This window comes from Isoptericola sp. GX10416, from assembly GCF_056590155.1.
Genome location: NZ_JBWPVO010000004.1, coordinates 20,102 through 41,722 on the forward strand (window position 1 = coordinate 20,102; position 21,621 = coordinate 41,722).

The window sequence follows — 21,621 nt, forward strand, 5'->3', positions numbered from 1 at the left end:
CCCACATCAACCGGTCGCCGACGCCGTGGTCGAGGCGGAGACTGGATCCGCCCGGCGCGTAGGGCTACGGTTCAGGAGCGCGCTCGGAACAGACTTCAAGCCGAGCATCTGAATCCGCGTCAGATCGCTGACCACGCCCGCCAGCTCAAGTGGCCGAACGCGCATCCCGCCAGAAGCCCTCATCGATAGTGATCGACTCGTCGCTCCCGCAGGCGGCGTCCTCGTCACCGAAGCGATCGACGACAGGGATGTCGCCGTCGTCCGCAAGATGCGGGTACTTCGCCAGCAAGAAGCGTCGCCGATAGGCGATGTCTGCCGAGTCGACGACTGCTTCGAGTGTCGACCAGTTCATGGTGGCCCCGACCACGACGCCCGCCACGGGCAGCAACTTGCCCAGAGAGCGCTGGGTGAAGCGGATCGAGAGTCTGGCGGCGATGTCCCGCGCGACTCTGACGAGAACTGACTCGCTGAGCTTCTTCCACGTCGAACCCCTGATGAGCAGCTGCGTGAGTCGGGCGATGTCCGCGAAGGCCGCTTCCTTGGCCGCCGTCGAGCTAGCCGTTCCCAGATTGATGACGGAGTTGACGAAGATCTTCTCCTCCGGCCGCTCCGGGTCGTACCCGTACGAGAGAGCCACGACACCGACCGCCCTCGAAGCGAGGCTGACAACCGCTGCCACGTCCGCGGTCATCGACGCCACCACGACCGCACCACCCGGGCCGGACGCGACGCCCGAACCGACGCCGACCTGACCCCCTGTGATGAGGAGCCCTGCCCCCGCCCCCGAGGTTGCTCCGAGGCCTGCGTACAACAGATCGAGGTTCCGCCCCCGGACTCGGTCTACTCGCTCCAGGTCGAGGCCCCGAATGTCGGTCAGCGTCTCGACCGCGTGACCCCGTTTTACGTGCTTCGCCACGATGCCGTCCGGCGTGAGGCCAATACGGCTTACTCGAGCGACAGTCTTCCCGGCCGACTCCAGGACCTCGCCGGCCCAGTCCGCAGACCGCTTGCGAACATCCTCAGGTACAGAGTCCCTCATGCGCTCCGCCGCACCCCTGGCGGACTCACCCGCCTTGACGAGAAGGGGTGATCTTCGAGCAATCGCTCCAGCCTTCTCAGCGGTGGCGCGAACCGCATCCACCGACTTCTCCTCGATGAACCGGCTGACCTTCCGCGTCGCTCGCGCCTTGCCCTCGACGAGGTCTCTCCAAGCGTGCATCTCGTACTCAGTCGGCTGCTCCACAGCCGGATAGTGGCAGACGGAACCATCCCACCGAACGACCTGCTCGACGATTTCACCCACTGTTGGTCGTGTCAGGGCCAGCAAACCACCCACGAGTGCTGGTCATCGTGGACAAGTTGCCCCGGGAGTCTGAAACGATGCCCCGGTGAGCGAGCTCCTCCCCGTCGTCCAGGCCGAGTCCCTGCGCACAGCACTGCTCGAGTACCTGGGCACCACGTTCGCTCTGGCCGACGCGAGCACCCGCGCGTCGCTGGAGGACTTCCTGCGCTCGCCGTCGTCGGGGCTGTTCCGCGGCCCGTACGTGCGCCTGCGGCTGCCGTTCCGGCCGGCCGAGGACGGCTGGCGCGACTCGCTCGACTGGTACGGCGGATACCCCGCCCCCTACGGCCACCAGGCCGCGGCCTTCCAGCGACTCTCGTCGCTCGGGCCGGACGGCTCGATGCGGCGTCCGCAGCCGACGCTCGTCACCACCGGCACCGGGTCCGGCAAGACGGAGTCGTTCCTCTACCCGATCCTCGACCACGTGCTGCGCGCCCGCCGCGCCGGGATCGGCGGCACCAAGGCGATCATCCTCTACCCGATGAACGCCCTGGCCAACGACCAGGCGAAGCGCCTCACCGAGCTGCTCACTGGCGACCCGGAGCTTGGTGGAGTCACTGCCGCCCTCTACACCGGCCAGCAGGGCGCAGAACGCACCAAGGTATCGCCTGCCGGTCTCATCACCGACCGGCCGGTGATCCGCGACTCGCCGCCCGACATCCTGCTCACCAACTACAAGATGCTCGACCAGCTGCTCCTGCGGCACGCCGACGCCAAGATCTGGTCAGCGAGCGCCCACTCGCTGCAGTACCTCGTGCTGGACGAGTTCCACACCTACGACGGCGCGCAGGGCACCGACGTCGCGATGCTGATCCGCCGGCTCGGGCTCGCCCTCACCTCGCACTGGCCCACAGACACCGGCGGGCTCGCCGACGCCGGGCTCACCGAGGACGACATGGCCCGCCCGCTCGGCACCGTCACCCCGGTCGCGACCTCCGCGACCCTCGGGGACGAGGGCGACCCGACGGCGATGCTGGCGTTCGCGCGCACGGTGTTCGGCGAGGAGATCACCGAGGACGCCGTGGTCACCGAGTCGCGGCTGCCCCTGACCGAGTGGGTGGGGGACGCGGCCGACGTCGCGGCCGCCCGCGGCCTCTCACCCATCGAACCCGAACCGCTGGTGGTCGACGCGCTCGGCGACGACCTCGGAGGGTGGGACGGCGACACCCTGCCCCGCCTGCGCGACATCGACCCGGTCGAGCTGACCCGGGCCGTCGTGGCCCACCTGTTCCGCGAGCGCCCGGCGTCCGCCGAGCCGGGCGACGTCGTCGAGCCCGGGTGGGCGCGACCGGATTTGGCCGCCGACGACGCGGACGACCTCCTGACGCTGCTCAAGGCGCACCCGCTCGTCTCCCGGTTGATCACGGAGACCGCTAACGCGAGCGACCTCACCGCCCTGGCGCGCGCCGTGCCGAACCAGTCGACCGACCCGGCCCGCACCGCACGCACCGAGGCTCTGCTCGCCGCCGTGCTGTCCGCACTGTCGCACCTGCGCAAGGTCTGCGGCCGTTCCGCCCTGTCCGTCGACGTCCACCTGTGGATCCGCGAGCTCACCCGGCTGTACCGCACCACGTCGGGCGCCGCGGAGTTCGGCTGGCAGGACGACGGCGTCGGCAGCGACCCGGACGACGCCGGCACCGAGGCCCGCGCGTTCCCGGCGCTGTACTGCCGGCACTGCGGGCGCTCCGGCTGGGGCGTGGCCCTCGCTCCCACCGGCGCCGACCTGGACGCCCACGACCACGACATCCGCGGCCGGCACCTGCGCGGCGACGACCGCTTCCGCACGCTGATCCACGCCCCGGCCGAGGGCGAACGCGCCGAAGGCGGCGAGAAGGTCGAAGGGCTGTGGTGGTTCCTCGTCGACCAGCGACGGCTCGTCATGTCCGCCCCCACCGAGGAGGACGCCGACGGCGGAGTCCTGCCCGTGCTCGCCCATCCCATGGACGACGGCGGCGGCAAGCCGTCCAAGGACGACGACTGCCCCTCGTGCGGGCAGAAGGACGGCATCCGGTTCCTCGGTTCGGCGATCGCGACGCTGCTGTCGGTGTCGCTGTCCAGCCTGTTCGGGACGGCGGGACTCGATCCCGCCGAGAAGAAGGCCCTGGTCTTCACCGACTCGGTGCAGGACGCCGCCCACCGCGCCGGGTTCGTCCAGTCGCGTTCGCACGCCCTGACGCTGCGAGCTGTGCTGCGCCACGCCGTCGGCGACCGTCCCGCCGACCTGGAGACCGTCGTCGACCGGATGGTGAGCGAGGCGGGCGACGACGGGAGGCGGCGCTACCGCCTGCTGCCGCCCGAGCTGGCCGAGCGGGAGAAGTTCGCCGCCTTCTGGCAGAAGAAGTCCTGGGCCCAGGTGCACCACAGCGTGCGCCGGCGGGTGCGCCGCCGACTCCTGCTCGACGTGCTCCTGGAGCACGGGCTGCGCTCCGCCGTCGGGCGCACGCTGGAGGCCACCGGCACCGTCGTGGCCGAGGTCCGGGCCGATCCCGGCGTGCTGCTCGCGGCCGCACGGGCCACCCTGGCCGAGGTCGACCGGCAGGGCGTGCTCGAAGGCTTCGAACCCACCGAGGCGGACCTGCTCGCGTGGGCGCGCGGTGTGCTCGAGCACATGCGGCTGCGTGGCGCGATCGACCACGAGTGGTTCCAGAAGTTCCGGGAGGAGGACGGCAACCGGTGGTGGATCACCGGTGGTCGCAAGCGGCACGAGGGCATGCCCGGGTTCGGCAAGGGATCCAGCGCACCCGGGTTCCCGCGCGTCGGCGGCGCTGTGACCACGGTGAGCGGGAGGTCCAGGGCCGCCGGCGAGGACCTCGAACCCGTCGCCTCGCCCCGCGGCTGGTACGCCACGTGGACGGTCAAGTGCCTGCGGGCCGACACCACCGAGGCCGCGACGCTCGCCCGCCTGCTCCTGGCGCACCTCGCACGCCTCGACGTCGTCGGCTCGCTGCTGTCCTCCTCCGGCGCCACCACGTACCACCTGTCGCCACGGGACGTCGTCGTGCAGGGCGCCGACTTCGACGCGCTGGTCGCCGGCAACCTGTGCCTCGAGTGCTCCGACTGCGGCTCCACCGTGCCCGCATCCACCGCCGTCGTCGACCAGCTCGACGGCGCGCCCTGCCTGGTCGCCCGGTGCACGGGGCGGCTGCGTCGGCACGCCCTCGCCGACAACTTCTACCGGAGCATGTACGGCGACTCCGACCCCGCCCGGGTGGTCGCCCGCGAGCACACGAGCATGCTCGAGGACGAGGTGCGGCTCGCGTACGAGACAGCGTTCAAGGCCAGCGACCCGCAGCCCGACGCCCCCAACGTGCTCGTCGCGACGCCCACCCTCGAGATGGGCATCGACATCGGCGACCTCTCGACCGTGATGCTGTCCTCCCTGCCGCGCACGGTCGCCTCGTACACCCAACGCGTCGGACGTGCCGGCCGCCTCACCGGCAACGCGCTGGCACTCGCCTACGTCACCGCACGCGGCGACCAGCTCCCTCGGTTCTCCGACCCCACCACGGTGATCAACGGCGCCGTGCGCCCACCAGCGACCTACCTCGACGCCGAGGAGATCCTGCGCCGCCAGTACGTCGCCTCGATCGCGGACGAGCTCGCCCGGCGCCCCGCGGCACCACACCCTCGCACCGCCACCGACGCCCTCGGCTCCAGCGAGCCCGGCACGTTCCTCGGGGAGCTCCTCGCGGTGTCCGAGGCGGAGGGCCCGGCGCTGCTCGACCGGTTCCTCGCCGGGTTCCCCGAGGTCTCGACCGCCGTGGCGGACCGGCTGCGGGCCTGGGCGCTCCCGTCGGTCGACGCGACCTCCGGTGAGATCGTGCCCTCCGAGCTCGCCGCGCGCGCCCACGCGGCGTCGATCGCCTGGCGCACCCGCATGGAGACGCTCGCCCACCGCGAGAAGGAGATCCAGTCGGCGATCAACGCCCCCGACGGCCTCCGGGTCAAGGCCGAGTCCACGGCGGCCACCAGCGACGACGAGCGCGCGCTGCGGACGGCGCAGGCGGCGCTGCGCCTCACCCAGCACCAACGCGGCCAGGCGTCCTCCGACCACTGGGTCGGCGTGCTCGAGGAGCACGGGCTGCTACCCAACTACACCCTGCTCGACGACTCCGTGGCGCTCGAGGTCTCGCTGTCCTGGATCGACCCCGACTCGCGCGACTACCGCACCGAGCACCTGGAGCTCAGCCGCGGCTCGGCCCAGGCCCTGCGCGACTTCGCCCCCGGGTCGACGTTCTACGCCCGCGGGTACGCCATCGCCATCGACGCCCTCGACCTCGGGCGCGGCGACGATGCCGTACGTACCTGGGCCTGCTGCCCCGCCTGCGGGTACTCGACAGACGTCACGGACGCAGACGCCCCCGGCAACGAGCCCGTGCCGGCGTCCTGCCCCCGCTGCGGGGACGAGGGCATCAGCGACGTCGCCCAGCAGGTGGAGGTGGTCGAGCTCCAGCGCGTCTCGTCCGTCATCCGCCGCGAAGAGGCGACGATCGACGACAGCAGCGACGAGCGCGACCGCGAGCGCTACACCATCCGCACGCTCGCCGACGTCGACCCCGCCGCCGTCACCAAGCAGTGGTTCGTGGAGGACTACGGGTTCGGCGCCCGCTACCAGCGGCAGATGCACATCCGCTGGCTCAATCTCGGCAAGGCGTCGGCGCAGGGCGCGACGGTCGAGCTCGCCGGGCAGCCGCACGACGTCGCCATGTTCCGCGTGTGCGAGCAGTGCGGCAAGCTGGACACCTCCACCGGCGCCAACCGGGCGTCCGAGCACCGTCCCTGGTGCCCGCTGCGCAAGGCCAGCACCGAACAGGTGCGCACGGTCGCCCTGGCCCGGTCGCTCACCACCGAGGGCCTCGTCCTGCGCCTGCCCGAGTCCGCCACCCTGGGCGACGACTTCTCGCTGCCGTCGCTGCGCGCGGCGCTCCTGCTGGCGCTGCGGCTGCGGATCGGCGGCGACCCGGACCACCTCGAGGTCACGAACGTCATCGACCCCAGCCCCGCCGCCGGGAGCCCCGCCGAGGCGCTGCTGCTGCACGACGTCGTCCGTGGCGGCACCGGCTACCTCGCCGAGCTCGCGGACCACGAGGCGGTGTGGACCATGCTGCGCGACGCCTGGTCCCACCTGGCGGACTGCCCGTGCCAGCGGGACGGCCGCCTCTCGTGCGAGCGCTGCCTCCTGCCGCACGCCGGTCTGCACGAGGTGGACCACGTCTCCCGCGCCACGGCCGAACGGCACCTCAGGGCGATCCTGCTCGGTCGCTCGCAGGTCGGCACGGAGGACGAGGTCCCGGCCACCAGCCCCTGGTCGGTCACCGTGGACGAGCCCGCCACCGCTGACCCCGAGTCGCACATCGAGCTGCTGTTCCGCAAGGTGCTGCGGGAGCGGCTCCGGACCATGGGCGCGACCCTCACAGAGAAGCCCGGCCCGAGCGGCAGCACGTGGTCGATCACCATGCCCGGCGGTGCCCACTGGCGCCTCGAGCCACAGGTGCTCGTGCCCAGCGCCGGGACCAAGCCCGACTTCGTGCTGCGCAGCGACCGGCCCGGCATCCCGCCGACCGCGATCTTCACCGACGGTTGGCAGTTCCACGCCTCGCCGGCCGTCAACCGCCTGGCCGACGACGCCGCCAAGCGGCAGTCCCTGCGCGATGTCGGCTACCAGGTGCTCGCCCTCACCTGGGACGACCTGGACGGAGGGCCGACCGCCGCCGTCGTCCCCTGGCTGCACCCCCAGGCGACAGCAGCAGTGCTGAACGAAGCCAAGGACAGGCTCTCGCCCGCGACCCTTGCGCTCGCGGACCGTCCCGCGCTCGACCTTCTGCTCCACTGGATCGAGCGCCCCGACCTCGCGGCGCGCGAGGAGCTCGCACGCTGGATGCCGATGCTCGTCGCCCCGTCCCTCACCGGGGGCGTGATCTCCGCAGACGTCGGCATCGACCAGGTCGCTCTCGACGTGCTCGACGGCGCGCCACTGCCTCCAGGCACCAAGTTCGGCGGCGTCTGGCACCACGACGGGCTCGCGATCGGCGTCCGCGACTTCGCGCTGGGCACCTACGAGATCGCCGTGGTGCTCGACGACGCCACCGAGGTGCTCGGTCCCGACCACAAGCCTTCTTGGCGCGAGTGGCTGCGTCTGTCCAACCTGCTGAACTTCCGCACGGAGCTCCCGCTCAGCATCGTCACGCGGTCGATGCTCGAGGGCGCCGCGCCGCAGGCTTCTCCCCCGGGCGACGCCGCGACGGCCGCCGAGGAGGCGAGCCGCGTCGAGGACGCGCTCCGGGCGCGGCTGGAGGAGCACCCGCGGTGGCAGCAGGTCGCGCGTCTCGCCACCGAGGCCGAGCACGACCTCCTGGTCGAGATCCTCGACGTCGCCGCCCAGGGTGTCGAGGCGCCGACCATCGGCGACGAGGTGGGCGACGGCGTCCCGCTCTCGCTGTCGTGGCCGGACCGTAGGGTGACCGTGCGGTCCGACGACCTGGACCCGACGACCACCGCAGACCTCGTCGCCGAGGGCTGGACCATCCTCGAACCCGACGCCGCCGCAATTCGCGCAGCCCTCACCCACTGAACCGGAAGAAGCAGCACCGATGCCGCAGATCATCCTCGGACCGTCGTTCGGCAAGCTCGACGGCGCCGTGCGCAAGGCCGCCTTCGCGTTCCTCGAGAAGCTCCAGGAGAGCGACGCGACACCGGGCCTCCACATCGAGCCGATCAACGGTGCCGCGGACCCACGCATCCGGACCGGCCGGGTCAACGACTTCTGGCGAGCCGTGCTGGTCAAGGTCCAGGGCCAGGCGGCTGAAGCGCACTACGTCTACCTCGGCACGTACCAGCACGACGACGCGATCAAGTATGCGAAGTCGGCAGTCGTGCGGATCAACCCCCGCAACGGCATCGCCGAGCTCGTCAAGGCCGACCAGCTCGTCGAACCCACGCTCGAGGAGAAGGTCACCCGGCTCCCGGCCAAGGCCAAGCCGAAGCCGGACGACGTCGATCTCACGACCTACCCCCTGCTGCAGACGCAGGGCATCGCTGTCGCCGACCTGCTCGACCTCGGGATCGACACTGACACCGCGATCGAGGCAGCCATCGCCGAGACCGAGGACCAGATGCTCGCGGTGGCCCAGCGGGCACCCGCAGCCTGGCAGGGTGACGCGCTGCTGGACCTCTCGATCGGTACCGGACTGGCCGCGGTCAAGGAGAAGCTCGGTCTCAGTGCTCCTGCGGCGGAGCCCGACCCGCAGAGCGACGAGCAGCTGCTCACCGCGCTCAAGCAGCCCGCTGCACAGATGGACTTCGCGTTCATCGAGGACGACGCCGAGCTGCGTGCCGCGATCGAGGACGACAACTTCGGCCGCTGGCGGGTCTTCCTGCACCCCGAGCAGCGCGACTACGCGTTCCGGCCGCGCAACGGCTCGTTCCGCCTCTCCGGAGGCGCCGGGACAGGAAAGACCGTCGTCCTGCTGCACCGCGCGCGACACCTCGCCCGGACGAACCCCGGTGCGCGCATCGTCCTGACGACCTTCAACAAGACGCTCGCATCCTCGCTCCAGGAGACCCTGCGCCTCCTGGACCCCGGCCTGCCCGAAGCCGAGAACCTCGGCGACCCCGGCGTCTACGTCGCAGGCGTGGACGCGATCGCCCGTCGCGTCCTGGCACGGGCCGAGTCCGTCCACTCGGCGTCCCAGGCATGGGGCGACACCGTCGCATCGGTGCTGGGACCGCGGTCGCCCTACGTCCTGGAGCCCACCGCTGCAGCCCGTTGGGACGCCGTCATCTCTTCCCACGGGGCAGAGCTCTCGCCAGAGCTGCGCAGCCGAGCGTTCTTCGTGGCCGAGTACGCGACCGTCGTCGTGCCGAACAAGATCGTCAGCCGTGACGACTACCTGCGAGTGCGGCGTTCCGGTCGCGGCGTCCCCCTCAGCCGCGGCCAGCGCATCGCCGTCTGGGACGTCGTGGCGGCGTACCGCGCCTCAGCTGACGCGGCCGGGTCGACCGACTGGGACGAGAAGGCGATGATCGCTGCCGAGCACCTCGACGCCATCGCGGCGTCTGGCGGGGAGAGGCTCGCTGACCATGTGCTGGTCGACGAAGGTCAGGACCTCGCGCCGGCGCGACTGATCTTCCTGCGTGCGCTCGTCGCCGAGGGGCCAGACGATCTCTTCCTCGCCGAGGACTCCCAGCAGCGCATCTACGGACAGAAGATCGTCCTGTCCCGCTACAACATCAACGTCCGCGGCCGTTCCCGCCGTCTGACCCTGAACTACCGCACCACAGCGCAGGTGCTGCGCTACGCGGTCGGGGTGCTCTCCGGCGAGGAGTGGGTCGACCTGGATGCCGACGACGCCACCGTCACCGGCTACCGCTCCGCGCGCACCGGCCCCCCGCCCACCGAGGTCGGCGCCACCTCGCTCGTCGACGAGTACGAGAGCGCGGGTGCCGTCGTCGGGAAGTGGCTCGCCCAAGGGGACGCCCCCGAGACTCTCGGTGTACTGGTCCGCACCAAGACCATCGGCGACAAGGTCGTCCACGCCCTCAGCGAGCGCAAGGTGAAGGCGAAGTTCGTCCAGGACGACGCGGCCACCGGCACCGGCAGCGTGCTCGTCATGACCATGCACCGTTCCAAGGGCATGGAGTTCAAGCGCGTCGTGCTGTTCGGCGTCTCCCCGGACGAGGGCGGCTGGGGCGTCGGCCACTCGTCGCTGCCCGAGGCTGACCGGGCGGACGCCGAGCTCCGTGAGCGGTCGCTGCTCTACGTCGCCGCGACCCGGGCGCGCGACGAGCTGGCCGTGCTGTGGAACGGACGTCGGAGCGGGCTGCTGCCTGACGCGAGCGCCCTGGGCTCGCCTACAGCCGCTCAACGCTGAGAACGCGATCCGGCCACCCAAGGCGCTCAGACGAAGCCTCGGGCAACCATTCGCGCTGACTCCTGAGTCAGGATGTGTGACTGTCCGGAACCCTCGATCATCCGCGACCAGGAGTCGACGACCAGGTAGGTGTGCTCAAGACGCACGTCGAATCCTCCGTGCATTCCGGGCACGGGCCACCAGATACCTTGTCCACGGTTGATCTCGGTGAGCAGCACGACAGGCAGGGGACGGAGCCGACGTCTCTCTAGGCCGACCTCACGGATCCGGCGATCGACGAGTTCCGCAAGCCGTCGTTCGAGCCCCTGGGCTGCCCGCCTCGACAGAGGGTTCCGGACTTCCGGAACAAGCCGATCCGCAAGGGCGTGGTGTCCGCGCTGTCGAGCGATCTCCTCCGCGGTCCGACCGTCGGCCGCCGGCAGAACGCGCGAAGCGCCGAGTGTCAGCAACCGCTCCACGACGGTCGGTGCTGCACCGTGCCACGCTGCCTGGTGCAGGGGCGTGAACCACGACTTGCCGCCGAGTCTCCAGTGGTGTGGCAAGAGCCCCGGTTCCGCCAGCAACCGCAGCACGGCGTCCCAAGCGCCCCGCCGTGCCGCATCCGCAAGCGCAGCACGTGCCTTGACCTGGGACTCAGTCAACTCCTCCGGACCGAGCGCGCCTTCCCATGTCAGCACACCGGCACCGTGCTCTGTCGACCCGCCTGGTCCGTCGACGCCCCGTCCTACTGTCGCGGCCCAGTGGTTTGACGACAGGTTCATCAGGTCGGCGACCGTTGCAGGATCGCTCCCCGTGAAGCCTCGCTCGTAGAGGAGACCCATCACACTCTCGGGGTGGGCGTCGGCAACCACCAGGGGGATCGCCGCAGCCACACGTCCGCTGAGGTCTGACCGGCACCGATCGCAGTAGGGGAGGCACCGCCCGGAGATCGTCATCTCGTCGTCGCGAACTGTGACGAGCCAGATCGCCCCGGCGCCACAGCGGGCGCATGTGCGGCTTCGATCGGGAGTGCCTGGCATGTCACCCGCAGTCGTCACAGATCCCCGTGGCAGGCAGCTGCATCCCGCAGCCGGGGCAGACGGGATGCGCTCGCTCCTCAGCGACGCCCCGGCGAGTCGCACCGGATGGTCCCGCATAGTTCGGCATCTCCTCACGCTCGTACCCGCCGGACTCCCGGTGGACGTCGACGAATCCGCGGTTGAAGTAGGCGGCCGCGGCGCGGCCGTCCAGGTGTCCGACGGCCACGTAAGAGCGCCCTTGCGGTGCCCACACCCTGCTGTACTCGAGGCGCGCAGCGATCTCACGCATCCGGGGACGGTTCTCCACCGGGAGGTTCAACGCCTCGCACGCTGCGTCGAAGGACGGGTACTCGATACGTCCGACGCCGCGGATCTCACGGTCGCACTCGGTGCACAGCTCGAGCTCGGCCCGGTCACGCGCGTCCGCCTCGACGTACTGCGTCGGATCCGTGGTCGTCAGGTGCGTGCACCCCATGATGTGCAGCCTGCCGCGCGCCTTCGTCCGGAAGAGCACGACGGATTCGGACGGGGAGTCGGGTGCCGAACCTTCGGCGGTCATCGGCGCACCGCTCGATCGGAGACGCCCAACCGGCCCGCGGCCGGCTGCAAGTCCCGCGTGTAGCAGTAGAAGCCCGGGGCCCTCGCGCCGTCGGAGCGGAACGTCACCTTGTCGAGCCGTCCCTTGCGGTTCGCGAGGACGTGCCACGGCACCGGACCGCGTGCCGCGCTGTCGACGAGGTCCTGGACGGCTGCCCGCCGGGTGTCGGCGTTGATGTAGACCGGCTGGCCGGCGACGACGGCGTGGAGGACTGCCCTGCCGCCATAGGTTCCGACGTCTGCCACGGTCTTCTCTCCCGTGCGGAGCCATGCCTGCAGGTGATCGAGCAGCTCGGCCTCCGAGAACGGTCGCGCCTTGCTCCCGTTGCCCCCGGAACCTGCCCCGTCCGGACCTGCCGCGCGACGCTCGGCCTCCGAGTACCGGACGTGCAGGTCGCGAGCCTCCGCCGGGGAAGCGCCTGCCTGTACCGCCGTGCGCACGTCACGCAGCGCGCGGGAGGTGGCTGCGTAGGCCCGGCCGACGTTCTCGGCCTCGTAGGTGAGCGACCGGTCGGCGCTCACGCCGATCGACGCCCCGACCTCGATCGCGTCCTGGTTCGCCCCCATGTAGAGGAACGTCCAGCCGAACTTCTCCTCACGCTCGGAGACCAGGGCCTTGACCGCCGCGTGCGTGTACTCCTTGGACGCGTTCTCCAAGCCGTCGGTCATGATCCCGACGACGACGTTCGCCGGCCGCTGCTCCTCGGGCAGCTGCGCGATCCTCAGTGCCGTGGACTGCACGAGCCGCCCGATGGAGTCGAGCAGGGCGGTCATCCCCCGCGGCTTCAGATCGAGTGCTGGGGCCGAGTGCACGTCGACGTCCGTGTAGACCTCGTCGTACTGCTGGTCGAACTGCGCGAGCGTGACGGTGCAGCGTCCCGGGGACTGGCGCTGCTCGGTGAGAAAGGCGGCGAAGCCCTCCTCGGTGGCGGCCTTGATGGACTGCATGGAGCCGGAGCGATCGAGAAGCATCGCAAGATGCGTGAGGCTGGCGTCGGGCATGGGACGTCCTCTCGTGGTGGATACAGGAAGCGGGTGGTGCTCTGTGGACGTCAGCTCCGGCGTCGTCGGAACCGCAGCGGTTCGGTGGACGACGGCGCAGCCGGTCGAGGGGTACCTCGTTCACGGTCGTACCGGGCGCGCGTGACGCCCTCCGCACTGACACGACCGTCGCTGCCCGCGTACCCCCCGAGAACCTGTGTCCGTGCGAGGCGCGGCGGGACCGTGTTCGGCGCTACGCCGGCGGCATCTGCGACGGAACGGACCGACCTGCCAGCGAGCAGAGCCTCTGCCATCGCCTCGTCCAACGCGGTGTCGAGCAGAGTCCTCGCTCGCGCGAGGGGCTCGACACCGTCACCGGAAGCAGCGTCGGAGGCCTCGCTCAAGGCCGCACGGGCGGCGTCGAGGCGAAGCCGGGCTCGTCCGTCCTGGTTCGTCGTCATACCGATAGTGTCTGCGCAGTAACTGCACATGTGCAACAGGAGACCGCTGGTTTCACCCGCTTGCCGGTCTGTCGCCCCCCCCCCCCCCCCCCGAGACGGCCCTCACGAACGAGTTGCAGGAGCTGGAGCTCCGTCCTCGAGAACGCCGATGGAAGAGCGTCTCGCACTGCCTGCTCGACACCGTCTTGTCGATCGGCGTCAACTACGACACCCACGTGGTCCCCACGGTGCGCCTCGTCGCCGCACTCGCCGGCGACGAACGTCCACCGTCAGGCAGAGGCTGGTAGTCGCGCCGGAACGCCTGGCCGGTGGCAGCCAAGTCGGTCCTCGGTTAGGACGCCGCAGCCCACACCTCGGCCTTCTCGAGCCGTCGCCGAACAGCCTCTCCGCCGACCTCCTCGATCCACTGCCGGTCCCCGACCACCACGAGCAGCGTCCGTGCCCGCGACAGCCCCGTGTACAACATCTCTCGCGCTCGTCCGAGATCGCGCACCCCGTTGACGGCGAGCACCACCACCGGTCGTTCGAGTCCCTTGAAACCGAGCACGTGCCCGTAGAACACGTCCTCGGCAGCAAAGAAGGCATCCCAGTACTCGGCGTACCCGCCGAGGGCCACCTCGTTGACCTGCTCGGGGTGCCGCCGCCCGGTGGCGAGCAGCGCCACGTCGCCCGGAGGCCACTCCTCCTCGAGCAGGGCCTCGACGGCGTCGTCCGCAGCTTCCAGCGCCGCAGTGGCGGGCACGTCCACCACCCGCACGAGCGGGCCGTCGAGCCCTCGCGGCTTCACCACGTCGTCCGACAGGGCACCGAAGACCTGGGCGATCTGCTTGGTGGAGCGCAGGTTCTCGTCCAGGGCGACGGGCACCAACTCGAGCGGCACCCGACCGTCCCGGGGGAAGACGCGCTGCGCGTCGTCCAGGAACACGTAGACCCCGCCGTCGCCCGGGTCCCGCAGGCACCGCAGCAGCGACGGCCACCACAGGTCACCGAAGTCCTGCGCCTCGTCGACGACGACGGCGTCGAACAGGTCGCCCGCGGCCCGCTCGCCCGCCAGCCGGCCGAGCTCGAGCGGAAGATCACGCTCCCAGTACTCGGGGTCGTCGTCCCGCCCACCGGTGGCACCCCAGGAGAGCGGCAGGTCGTGGAAGAGGCCGACGTACGCGGGGCGCTCCCGCCGTGGCCAGGTAGCGGTGATCCGCTCGAAGTACCGTCCGAGGCCGCGCGAGTAGCACAGCAGGGCCACCCGCTCGCCGGCCTTTGTCCGCCGTCGTGCCTGCTCCAGCGCGAGGTACGTCTTGCCGGACCCGGCGCCTCCGACGACGCGCATCCGCCGCACCTGACCCAGGGCGTCGAGGATGCGCGCCTGGTCGCGCGTCATCTGCTCGAGCCGTGTCTCGTGCTCGATCGCTCGCGTGAGGTTCTCCGACTGGCTCGGGAACCCGCCGGCGATCGCGTCGACGAGCTCGCCCACCGCGGCGTCGTCCAGCGGGAAGTGCCCCTGGCCGTGACGCTCGATCGCGTGCTTGACGCGCTGGGCCACGCCTCCGCCGGATTCGACGTCACCCCGGTCGATCAACATCTCACGCGGCAGGTCGAGTGTGTCCCACGTACTCGGCACGTACCGGTGCGGAAACGCCACCAGGTGCGCCGTGCGGGACGACCCGGCGAGCGTGCCCCGCTCGCGCAGGAGCGCCTGCAGCGCATGCCGTGCACCCTGAACCTGCGCCACCGGGTCGATGCGGTGCCGGTGGGTGCCGCTGCCCTGGTACCAGATACCGTCCGCGCGCTCGATGTGGCCGCCCTTGACCTCGATCGCCGCGACGCCGACCCGGGGCCACGCGACCACCAGGTCGATCTCGTACTCCTGCTCGTCCTCCTGGAGGTGCACTCCGTGGAACACGACCGCCTCGTCGGGGAGCTGCTCGCACAGCGCCTCCCACACCGCGCGCTCCGATCCGCCGTCGTCGGGGAACCGCGGCTCCGGCGGAAAGGAACGAACCATGGGTGATTCATACCCGATCGCCGTTCCGAGTCCAGCCAGAAACCAAGAAATGGTCGCCGTGGTCACGCGATTTCACCCTCTCCGTTCATCGCCGGGTGGGTGAGATCTCCGTCGCCCTGGAGACGCGGGGTGAGGCAGCACCCGTTGAGCGACGTCGGGTCGTACTCCACGACGGCCATGCGGATCAGCGTGGCCTCGTGGAAGACGACGCCCGAAGACGCGGCCTGGGCGGCGGACGCCATCGTCGAGCTGTCTCGAACCTGCTGAACCGCCGCGCCCGGCTGCCTGCCGCGGCCATCACTTCACCGAGACCTCGACCCCGTCCGAGAACATCGAGTCGTGCAGCTCGAGCGTGGCCGGGGTGGCCTTCTTCGGCAGGTCGAACACGACCACGCCGTCGACGGTGTTGCCCGGGTTGATCTCGTTGAGGAAGCTGTTCGAGTCCTCGAGGTAGATCGCCGCCCCGGTGTCTGCGGAGTGGGTCCGCCCCTTCGTGTCGACAAGCTCCTGCGAGTCGCCGTCGAAGTACTGCGCCTCGTCGCCGATGTTCTCCACCGTCATGTGGACCAGCACGAACTGGCCCTGCGCCTTCTCGTTGAGGAAGTCGTCGCCGATCTGCTTGACGCCGTCCTCCAGCTCGGTGACGGTGAACTCGAACTTGCCGTCGCGCACGGCGTCACCCAAGCCGGGCAGGTCGGCCGCGGCAGGCTCCTCGGCATCCTCCTCGGCCGCGGCATCCTCGTCAGCCGCGCCGCCGTCGTCGGCGGGCGTGTCTGCGGCGGCGTCCTCGACGACGGTCGTGCCGCCGTCGGCCACGGCCGGGTCCTCGTCCCCGCCGCCCAGCTGCGCCCCGACGATCGCGACGCCGACGAGCGCGCCGAGGCCCGTGAGGACCTTGTGCCGGGCAAACCAGCTCTTGCGCTTCTCGGGCGCCGGGGGCGGCGGCGCCCAGCCCTGAGCGGGCTGACCGTACGGCGGCTGCTGACCGTACGGCGACGGGGCCGACGACGGCGCGGCACCGCCCGGTGCGGAGCCGGCGGGAGGCGGGCCGAAGGACGAGGGCTGCTGCTGCGACGGGTCGGGCTGCTGCATGGACATGATGTCTCCTTGAGCGGTGGGACCGGATGCGAACGGCACGATCCTGCGCCGCGCCACCTTGCCCACGGATCCCCCGATCAGGTCGACCCCCCGAGCCGGACGGTGGAGCTCTCCCCGCCGGAACGAGCCGGACAGCGGACGCCGCCGTCGGAGGTGTCTCGTACGCTCACCGCATGCACCCGCCATCGCCTCCTCCTCCGCCCGGCGGTCCGCCGTCCGGGTACGGCGGCGGTTGGACGGGACACGGCGCCCCACCGCTCCCGCCGCCCGGGCCGCGCCCGACGGCGGCACCGGCCGCCCTGCACCGGCGCCGGGGCCGCACCGTCTGGAACGTGCTCGGCACCCTCGGCGCCGTCGTCGTCGCCTGGTTCTGCGCGATGACCGGCCTCGTCATGGCCTCGCCGGAGACGTTGACAGACGCGCAGCTCGCGGCCGACATCCTGTGGTTCTTCGTGGCCGGCGGCGTCGCGACGGCGATGGTGTGGCGCCAGCGGCACGCCGTCGTGGTGTGCCTCGCGACGGCCGTGATCGGCGTCGTGAGCCCGCTCGGCGCGGTCGCCCCGCTGATCGCGCTGCCCTGGGTGGTGGCCCGCACCGACTGGCGTCGCAGCCTGCTGTGCGGGGGCGCCACCGCGGCCGCGCTGGTAGCCACGTTCTGGCGCGACGGCGCCCGCACCGAGGAGAACGTCATCTTCTCGGCGACCCTCGAGGACGGCGGCCCGATGACGTACATGTCGCCGCTCGGGTACACGATCCTCGGGGCGCTCGCGCTCGGACTCGCCGTCGGGGTCGGCCTGCTGCGCCGCCGGGCGACCCGCGCCGACGCGGACGCGGACGCCGCCCGCGCGGTGGCCGCGGCCGAGGCCGGCCGGGCTGCTACCTGGCAGCAGCAGTCGCAGTCGCTGCAGTCGGAGCTCTCCCGCCAGGAGGAGCGCGACCTCATCGCCCGGGAGATGCACGACACTGTCGCCCACCAGCTCTCGCTGATGTCGCTGCAGGCCTCGGCGCTCGAGGTGTCGTCCGACGACGGCGAGATCGGGGACGCCGCTCGGTCGATGCGCGCCTCGGCCCACCACGCGCTGGAGGAGATGCGCACGCTCATCACCTCGCTGCGAGAGGGGGCGGACGACTACGGCGCCCGCCCGTGGTCGCTGGCCGACCTCGCCGACCTGCTCGACTCGGCCCGGGTGCGAGGCATCGACCTGGTGGCGACGGTCTTCGTCTCCGACGGAGACTCCGCGCCGGCGACGCTCACCCGCACCGTGTACCGGGTCGTCCAGGAGTCGCTGACGAACGCCACCAAGCACGCCCCCGGTTCCCGGGTCACGGTGACCGTCCGGGCCCGCCCCGGTGACGGCATCGACATCACCGTGCGCAACCCGCCGACGTCGGCGTCCGCACCGGACGCCGTGCCGGGCAGCGGCTCCGGGATCCTCGGCATGCGTGAGCGGTGCGAGGCGCTCGGCGGTTCCTTCGACGCCGGCCGGCAGGACGACGGTACGTTCCTCGTGCGGGCGCACCTGCCGTGGGAGCCGACAAGGTAGTCCACCGCCCGGGCGACGATGTCGCAGGTCGGCAGTAGTGTCGACGTCGTGGTGCGGGTGCTGGTCGTCGACGACGACGCGATGGTGCGGAGCTTCCTGCGGCAGATCCTGACGAAGCGCGGGAACGACGTCGTCGCGGAGGCCTCCGACGGCGACGAGGTGGTGCCCGCCGTGCAGGCGCACCATCCGGACGTGGTGCTCATGGACCTGCGGATGGAACGCATGGACGGCGTGCGGGCCACCGCGGCGGTCGCCGCGTTGCCCGACCCTCCTGGCGTGGTCGCGATGACGTCGTTCGACACCGAGTCCACGATCCTCGACGCCGTGTACGCGGGCGCCGCGGGCTTCCTCGCCAAGGACGCCGGGCCGGACGAGCTCGTCGCCGCCGTGGAGGCCGTGGCGTCCGGCGACGGCGCCCTGTCGCCTCGCGCGGCCCGCGTGGTGATGGAGCAGGTGGCCGCGGCGCCGACGGCACGCGGCCGGCGCGAGGCGCAGGGCATGCTGGCCCAGCTCACCGACCGCGAGCGAGAGATCGCGTACTGCGTGGCTGAGGGCCTGTCCAACATCGAGATCGCCGGCCGCCTCCACCTGGGCGAGGCGACCGTGAAGACCCACCTGGGCCATGCCTGCCACAAGCTCGGCGTGAACCGCGTCCGCCTCGCCCTGCTCGTGGACCGCGCGAGCTGACCTCCCGGCAGACGGGACGGACCGTGGCCCGATCCGGCCATCTGCTCGCCTCCTGGCGGTCAAGATGGCCTGCACGGGCGACGCGCCGGCTCGCCGCCGCGAGCCACGGTGGTGCTCCGACCACAGACGGAGGAGCAGCGATGACCACCCACCTGACCGACAGCACTACGGACACCATCACGCACGACCTGGACGAAGCGGCGATCGAGGCCTTCGCCGAGAAGGTGTTCGGCGACCTCGCCGGCGCTCACGCGGTCTTCATGGCCGCCCTCGGCGACCGGCTGGGCCTGTTCACCGACCTCGCGGACCGCGGCCCCGCCGGGAGCAGCGACCTCGCGCAGCGCACCGGCCTCGCGGAGCGATACGTGCGCGAGTGGGCACTCGGCATGGCAGCGGCCGGCTACCTCGACCGCGACGCGCACGGCACCTTCAGCCTCCCGGGCCAGCACGTCCCCGTCCTCGCCGACGAAGGAGGACCGCTCTTCCTCGGGGGCATGATCGACGACTACTCGGCCACGTTCGGCGACGGGTACCGCCAGCTCCTGGACAGCTTCGGCACCGGCGAGGGCATCGCGCAGGAGGACTTCCCGGACGCACAGCGCACGATCGAACGTCTCACCGCGCCCTGGCACGGCCACGCGCTGGTCCAGGAGTGGCTGCCGCTCGCCCCCGACGTCGAGCTGCTGCTCTCCGCCGGCGGCACGCTCTGCGACGTCGGCTGCGGCCACGGGCAGGCCGTCATCGCGCTCGCCCGCGCGTTCCCGCAGGCACGGTTCGTCGGCGTGGACGTCTACGAGCCGGCCGTCGCCGAGGCGCGCCGCAGGGCGGAGGCCGCCGGCGTCGCGGACCGTGTGACGTTCCAGCGAGCCGATGCCTCCACCGACCTCCCCGGAACGTTCGACGTCGTCACCGTCTTCGACGTCCTGCACGACGCTCGCGACCCGGAGGGGATCCTCCGCACCGCCCGTGCCGCACTCCGCGCAGGGGGACGGTTCCTCGCGGTCGACATCGACGCCGCCGACGACCCCGCCGAGAACACCGGCCCGCTCGGCACGATGATCTACGGGCTGAGCCTCGAGTACTGCCTCCCCGTCTCGATGCACGACGGCGGCACCGGGCTGGGGACGGCCGGCCTCAGCCCGCAGGTTCTCACCCGGATGGCCTCGGCGGCCGGGTTCGCCGACGTCCGGAAGGTCGAGATCACCGACCCGCTCAGCGCCCTGTACGTCCTCACGCCCGCGGAGTGAGCAGCCCGGCGGCGGTCGCCCTCGCGACCGCCGCCGCCCGCGTGGGACAGTCCAGCCGGGCCAGCACGTTGGCGACGTGCCGGTGCACCGTGTGCTCGCTCAGGACGAGCTCGGCCGCGATCTCCCGGTCGCCCAGCCCGCGAGCCACCAGGCCGAGCACCTCTCGCTCCCGGGGGGTGAGACGCACTGCGCCGACGTCCGGCCCGCTGACCTCCGGCTGCGCCGTTGCCGGTCGCTGCGCCGTCGCTGCTCCCTGCGCCGTCGCCGGACCGGCCATCAGGGCACGGGCGCGGAGCGACTCGACGTCCGCACCGAGCCGGTGCAGGTCGTCGCGTGCCCGGGCCGCGATCTGGACCGACTCGGCCGACCGCCCTGTCCTGCCGAGCACCTCCGCGAGCCCGAGCCGGGCCCTCGCCGCCTCGTACGGCAGGTGCGCACGCTCCGCCGTCGTCACCGCGTCCTCGAAGCGTCGCCGCGCGTCGTCGAGGTCTCCTGCCGCGACGGCCACCACCGCGGCAGCGTACTCGGCACCCGCTCTGAGGAACCCTGACCGGGTTGTCACCGCCGACGCGTCGAGCTCGGCGACGGCCGCACGGGCGCCCGTCAGGTCACCCTCGGCGGCGCTCGCCTCAGCCAGCAGCAGCCACGGCCTCGACCGTTCCAGGCGGGATGCCGGGGCGAGCCCCCGCAGTGCCTGCTCGGCGAGCTCCCGCGCCCGACCCGCCGCACCGCCGTCGAGCGCGATCCGCCCCAGGCCCACGAGCGCCATCGGATCCTGCTCGGTCCTGCGGAAGAGCTCGCGCGCCTCGGCGAGGCGTCCCTGCCGACGGCGCAGCTCGCCGAGCCGAAGCGTCGCGGCACCGATCCAGTGCGGCCGGGAGCGTCGCAGCGACTCGGCAGCGCTGTCGAGCTCGTCCTCGGCCTCGGCCCAGTCACCGCGCATGACGAGCACGGCCGCATGCTTGGTCCGGCACAGCCCCCAGATGAACGGCAGGCCCTGCTGCTCCGCGATCTCCTCCGCACGGCGGCACCATGCGGCAGCGCGCTCGTAGTCGTCGACCATCTCGCACACGCTCAGCAGATAGCAGAACGACCAGGAGAGCGCCAAGGAGTGGGCCACCTGCTCGGCCTGCGCGACGGCGGCCGCCTCGTCCAGCAGCGTCATGCCGGCGCCGACGTCGCCCTGGACCACCAGGGCGCGCCCCTCGACGGCCAGACCGATCAGCTCGAGCTCCGGGTCGTCCACCGCGCGTCCGATCCTCGTCGCGACACCACCCAGCCGTCGGGCCTCCCCCGGGTCCTCGTGGTACCCGATCAGCAGGTCCGCCTCCAGCACGGCCAGCCAGGCGTGCTCCGCCGACGGAGGCTTCCCGTCGAGCAGCCGCCGCGCCCGTCGCAACCAGCCGCGCGCGGCGGCGGTCTCCCCCCGGTAGTCCTCGTGGTCGGAGCCGATCCACATCGCGACCCGTGCGGCGCCGACGTCGTCGTGGACGGACCGGTAGGCGCGGTACGCCGTCAACCGGGCGGCGAACAGGGTGTCGGTGTCGAGCAGCCACATCGCGGCCCAGGCGAGGCCCTCGGAGGACTCCGCTACCAGCGACCGGTCCGGGCCGTCGCCGGCGCCCGTTGTGACGGCACGCTCGAACACGGCGCGGGCCGCGGACCAGTCGCCGCGCGCGAGCGCCTCCCAGCCGTCAGCGACGGTTCGTCGCTGCTCGGCGTCCGCCGTCGTCGCCACGGCTTCCACGATACGGCGGTCAGGCCTCGCGGGAC

At 71.8% G+C, this 21,621-nt stretch carries 13 protein-coding genes; 5 read left to right on the forward strand and 8 right to left on the reverse strand.

All coding sequences use genetic code 11. The features are described from left to right. Nucleotides 1–145: 145 nt before the first annotated feature. Nucleotides 146–1,243, reverse strand: a complete 1,098-nt coding sequence (locus ACWAT2_RS07855; protein ID WP_402374576.1) for an EcsC family protein — start codon at nucleotides 1,241–1,243, stop codon at nucleotides 146–148. Nucleotides 1,244–1,388: 145 nt separating this feature from the next. On the opposite strand from ACWAT2_RS07855, the gene ACWAT2_RS07860 reads away from it, so the two are divergent. Both ACWAT2_RS07860 and ACWAT2_RS07865 read left to right on the forward strand, forming a co-directional pair. After that, a complete protein-coding gene (locus tag ACWAT2_RS07860; protein WP_402374579.1) occupies nucleotides 1,389–7,913 on the forward strand; it encodes a DEAD/DEAH box helicase in 6,525 nt (2,174 codons plus the stop codon). A 19-nt stretch (nucleotides 7,914–7,932) separates the two neighbouring features. Further along, nucleotides 7,933–10,212, forward strand: coding sequence for a UvrD-helicase domain-containing protein (locus ACWAT2_RS07865; protein WP_402374581.1), 2,280 nt, complete (start codon nucleotides 7,933–7,935; stop codon nucleotides 10,210–10,212). Between the two features lie 26 nt (nucleotides 10,213–10,238). Here ACWAT2_RS07865 and ACWAT2_RS07870 read toward each other — a convergent pair whose 3' ends face one another. The 6 genes from ACWAT2_RS07870 to ACWAT2_RS07895 form a co-directional block, all read right to left on the reverse strand. Beyond that, nucleotides 10,239–11,147, reverse strand: a complete 909-nt coding sequence (locus tag ACWAT2_RS07870; RefSeq protein ID WP_402374583.1) for a hypothetical protein — start codon at nucleotides 11,145–11,147, stop codon at nucleotides 10,239–10,241. An 85-nt stretch (nucleotides 11,148–11,232) separates the two neighbouring features. Further along, nucleotides 11,233–11,790, reverse strand: coding sequence for a hypothetical protein (locus ACWAT2_RS07875; RefSeq protein WP_402374585.1), 558 nt, complete (start codon nucleotides 11,788–11,790; stop codon nucleotides 11,233–11,235). Beyond that, nucleotides 11,787–12,830, reverse strand: a complete 1,044-nt coding sequence (locus ACWAT2_RS07880; RefSeq protein WP_402374587.1) for a hypothetical protein — start codon at nucleotides 12,828–12,830, stop codon at nucleotides 11,787–11,789. Before ACWAT2_RS07880 ends, ACWAT2_RS07875 begins: the two co-directional genes overlap by 4 nt. Nucleotides 12,831–13,601: 771 nt before the next feature. After that, nucleotides 13,602–15,272, reverse strand: a complete 1,671-nt coding sequence (locus ACWAT2_RS07885; RefSeq protein WP_402374589.1) for a nuclease-related domain-containing DEAD/DEAH box helicase — start codon at nucleotides 15,270–15,272, stop codon at nucleotides 13,602–13,604. A 62-nt stretch (nucleotides 15,273–15,334) separates the two neighbouring features. After that, nucleotides 15,335–15,514 (reverse strand): hypothetical protein, encoded by a 180-nt coding sequence (locus tag ACWAT2_RS07890; RefSeq protein ID WP_402374591.1) that lies wholly within the window; start codon nucleotides 15,512–15,514, stop codon nucleotides 15,335–15,337. A gap of 55 nt (nucleotides 15,515–15,569) precedes the next feature. Then, a complete protein-coding gene (locus ACWAT2_RS07895) occupies nucleotides 15,570–16,370 on the reverse strand; it encodes a DUF4352 domain-containing protein (protein WP_402374593.1) in 801 nt (266 codons plus the stop codon). Nucleotides 16,371–16,543: 173 nt separating this feature from the next. Here ACWAT2_RS07895 and ACWAT2_RS07900 point away from each other — a divergent pair, with 173 nt between their 5' ends. From ACWAT2_RS07900 to ACWAT2_RS07910, 3 genes are all read left to right on the forward strand, one after another. Then, a complete protein-coding gene (locus ACWAT2_RS07900) occupies nucleotides 16,544–17,914 on the forward strand; it encodes a sensor histidine kinase (protein ID WP_402374595.1) in 1,371 nt (456 codons plus the stop codon). Nucleotides 17,915–17,962: 48 nt separating this feature from the next. Then, nucleotides 17,963–18,601, forward strand: coding sequence for a response regulator (locus ACWAT2_RS07905; protein WP_402374597.1), 639 nt, complete (start codon nucleotides 17,963–17,965; stop codon nucleotides 18,599–18,601). Between the two features lie 140 nt (nucleotides 18,602–18,741). Further along, complete coding sequence (locus ACWAT2_RS07910) at nucleotides 18,742–19,848, forward strand: class I SAM-dependent methyltransferase (RefSeq protein WP_402374599.1); 1,107 nt, start codon at nucleotides 18,742–18,744, stop codon at nucleotides 19,846–19,848. Here the strand turns inward: ACWAT2_RS07910 and ACWAT2_RS07915 are convergent. Continuing rightward, nucleotides 19,832–21,586 (reverse strand): tetratricopeptide repeat protein, encoded by a 1,755-nt coding sequence (locus tag ACWAT2_RS07915; RefSeq protein WP_402374601.1) that lies wholly within the window; start codon nucleotides 21,584–21,586, stop codon nucleotides 19,832–19,834. The two genes, ACWAT2_RS07910 and ACWAT2_RS07915, sit on opposite strands and share 17 nt — an antisense overlap. Between the last annotated feature and the right edge of the window lie 35 nt (nucleotides 21,587–21,621).

Bases quoted from the DNA above. Each gene is read 5' to 3' on its own strand.
- ACWAT2_RS07865 (WP_402374581.1), top strand. From the start codon at position 7,933: ATGCCGCAGATCATCCTCGGACCGTCGTTCGGCAAGCTCGACGGCGCC.
- ACWAT2_RS07870 (WP_402374583.1), bottom strand. From the start codon at position 11,147: ATGACGATCTCCGGGCGGTGCCTCCCCTACTGCGATCGGTGCCGGTCA.
- ACWAT2_RS07875 (WP_402374585.1), bottom strand. From the start codon at position 11,790: ATGACCGCCGAAGGTTCGGCACCCGACTCCCCGTCCGAATCCGTCGTG.
- ACWAT2_RS07880 (WP_402374587.1), bottom strand. From the start codon at position 12,830: ATGCCCGACGCCAGCCTCACGCATCTTGCGATGCTTCTCGATCGCTCC.
- ACWAT2_RS07885 (WP_402374589.1), bottom strand. From the start codon at position 15,272: ATGGTTCGTTCCTTTCCGCCGGAGCCGCGGTTCCCCGACGACGGCGGA.
- ACWAT2_RS07890 (WP_402374591.1), bottom strand. From the start codon at position 15,514: ATGGCGTCCGCCGCCCAGGCCGCGTCTTCGGGCGTCGTCTTCCACGAG.
- ACWAT2_RS07895 (WP_402374593.1), bottom strand. From the start codon at position 16,370: ATGTCCATGCAGCAGCCCGACCCGTCGCAGCAGCAGCCCTCGTCCTTC.
- ACWAT2_RS07900 (WP_402374595.1), top strand. From the start codon at position 16,544: ATGCACCCGCCATCGCCTCCTCCTCCGCCCGGCGGTCCGCCGTCCGGG.
- ACWAT2_RS07910 (WP_402374599.1), top strand. From the start codon at position 18,742: ATGACCACCCACCTGACCGACAGCACTACGGACACCATCACGCACGAC.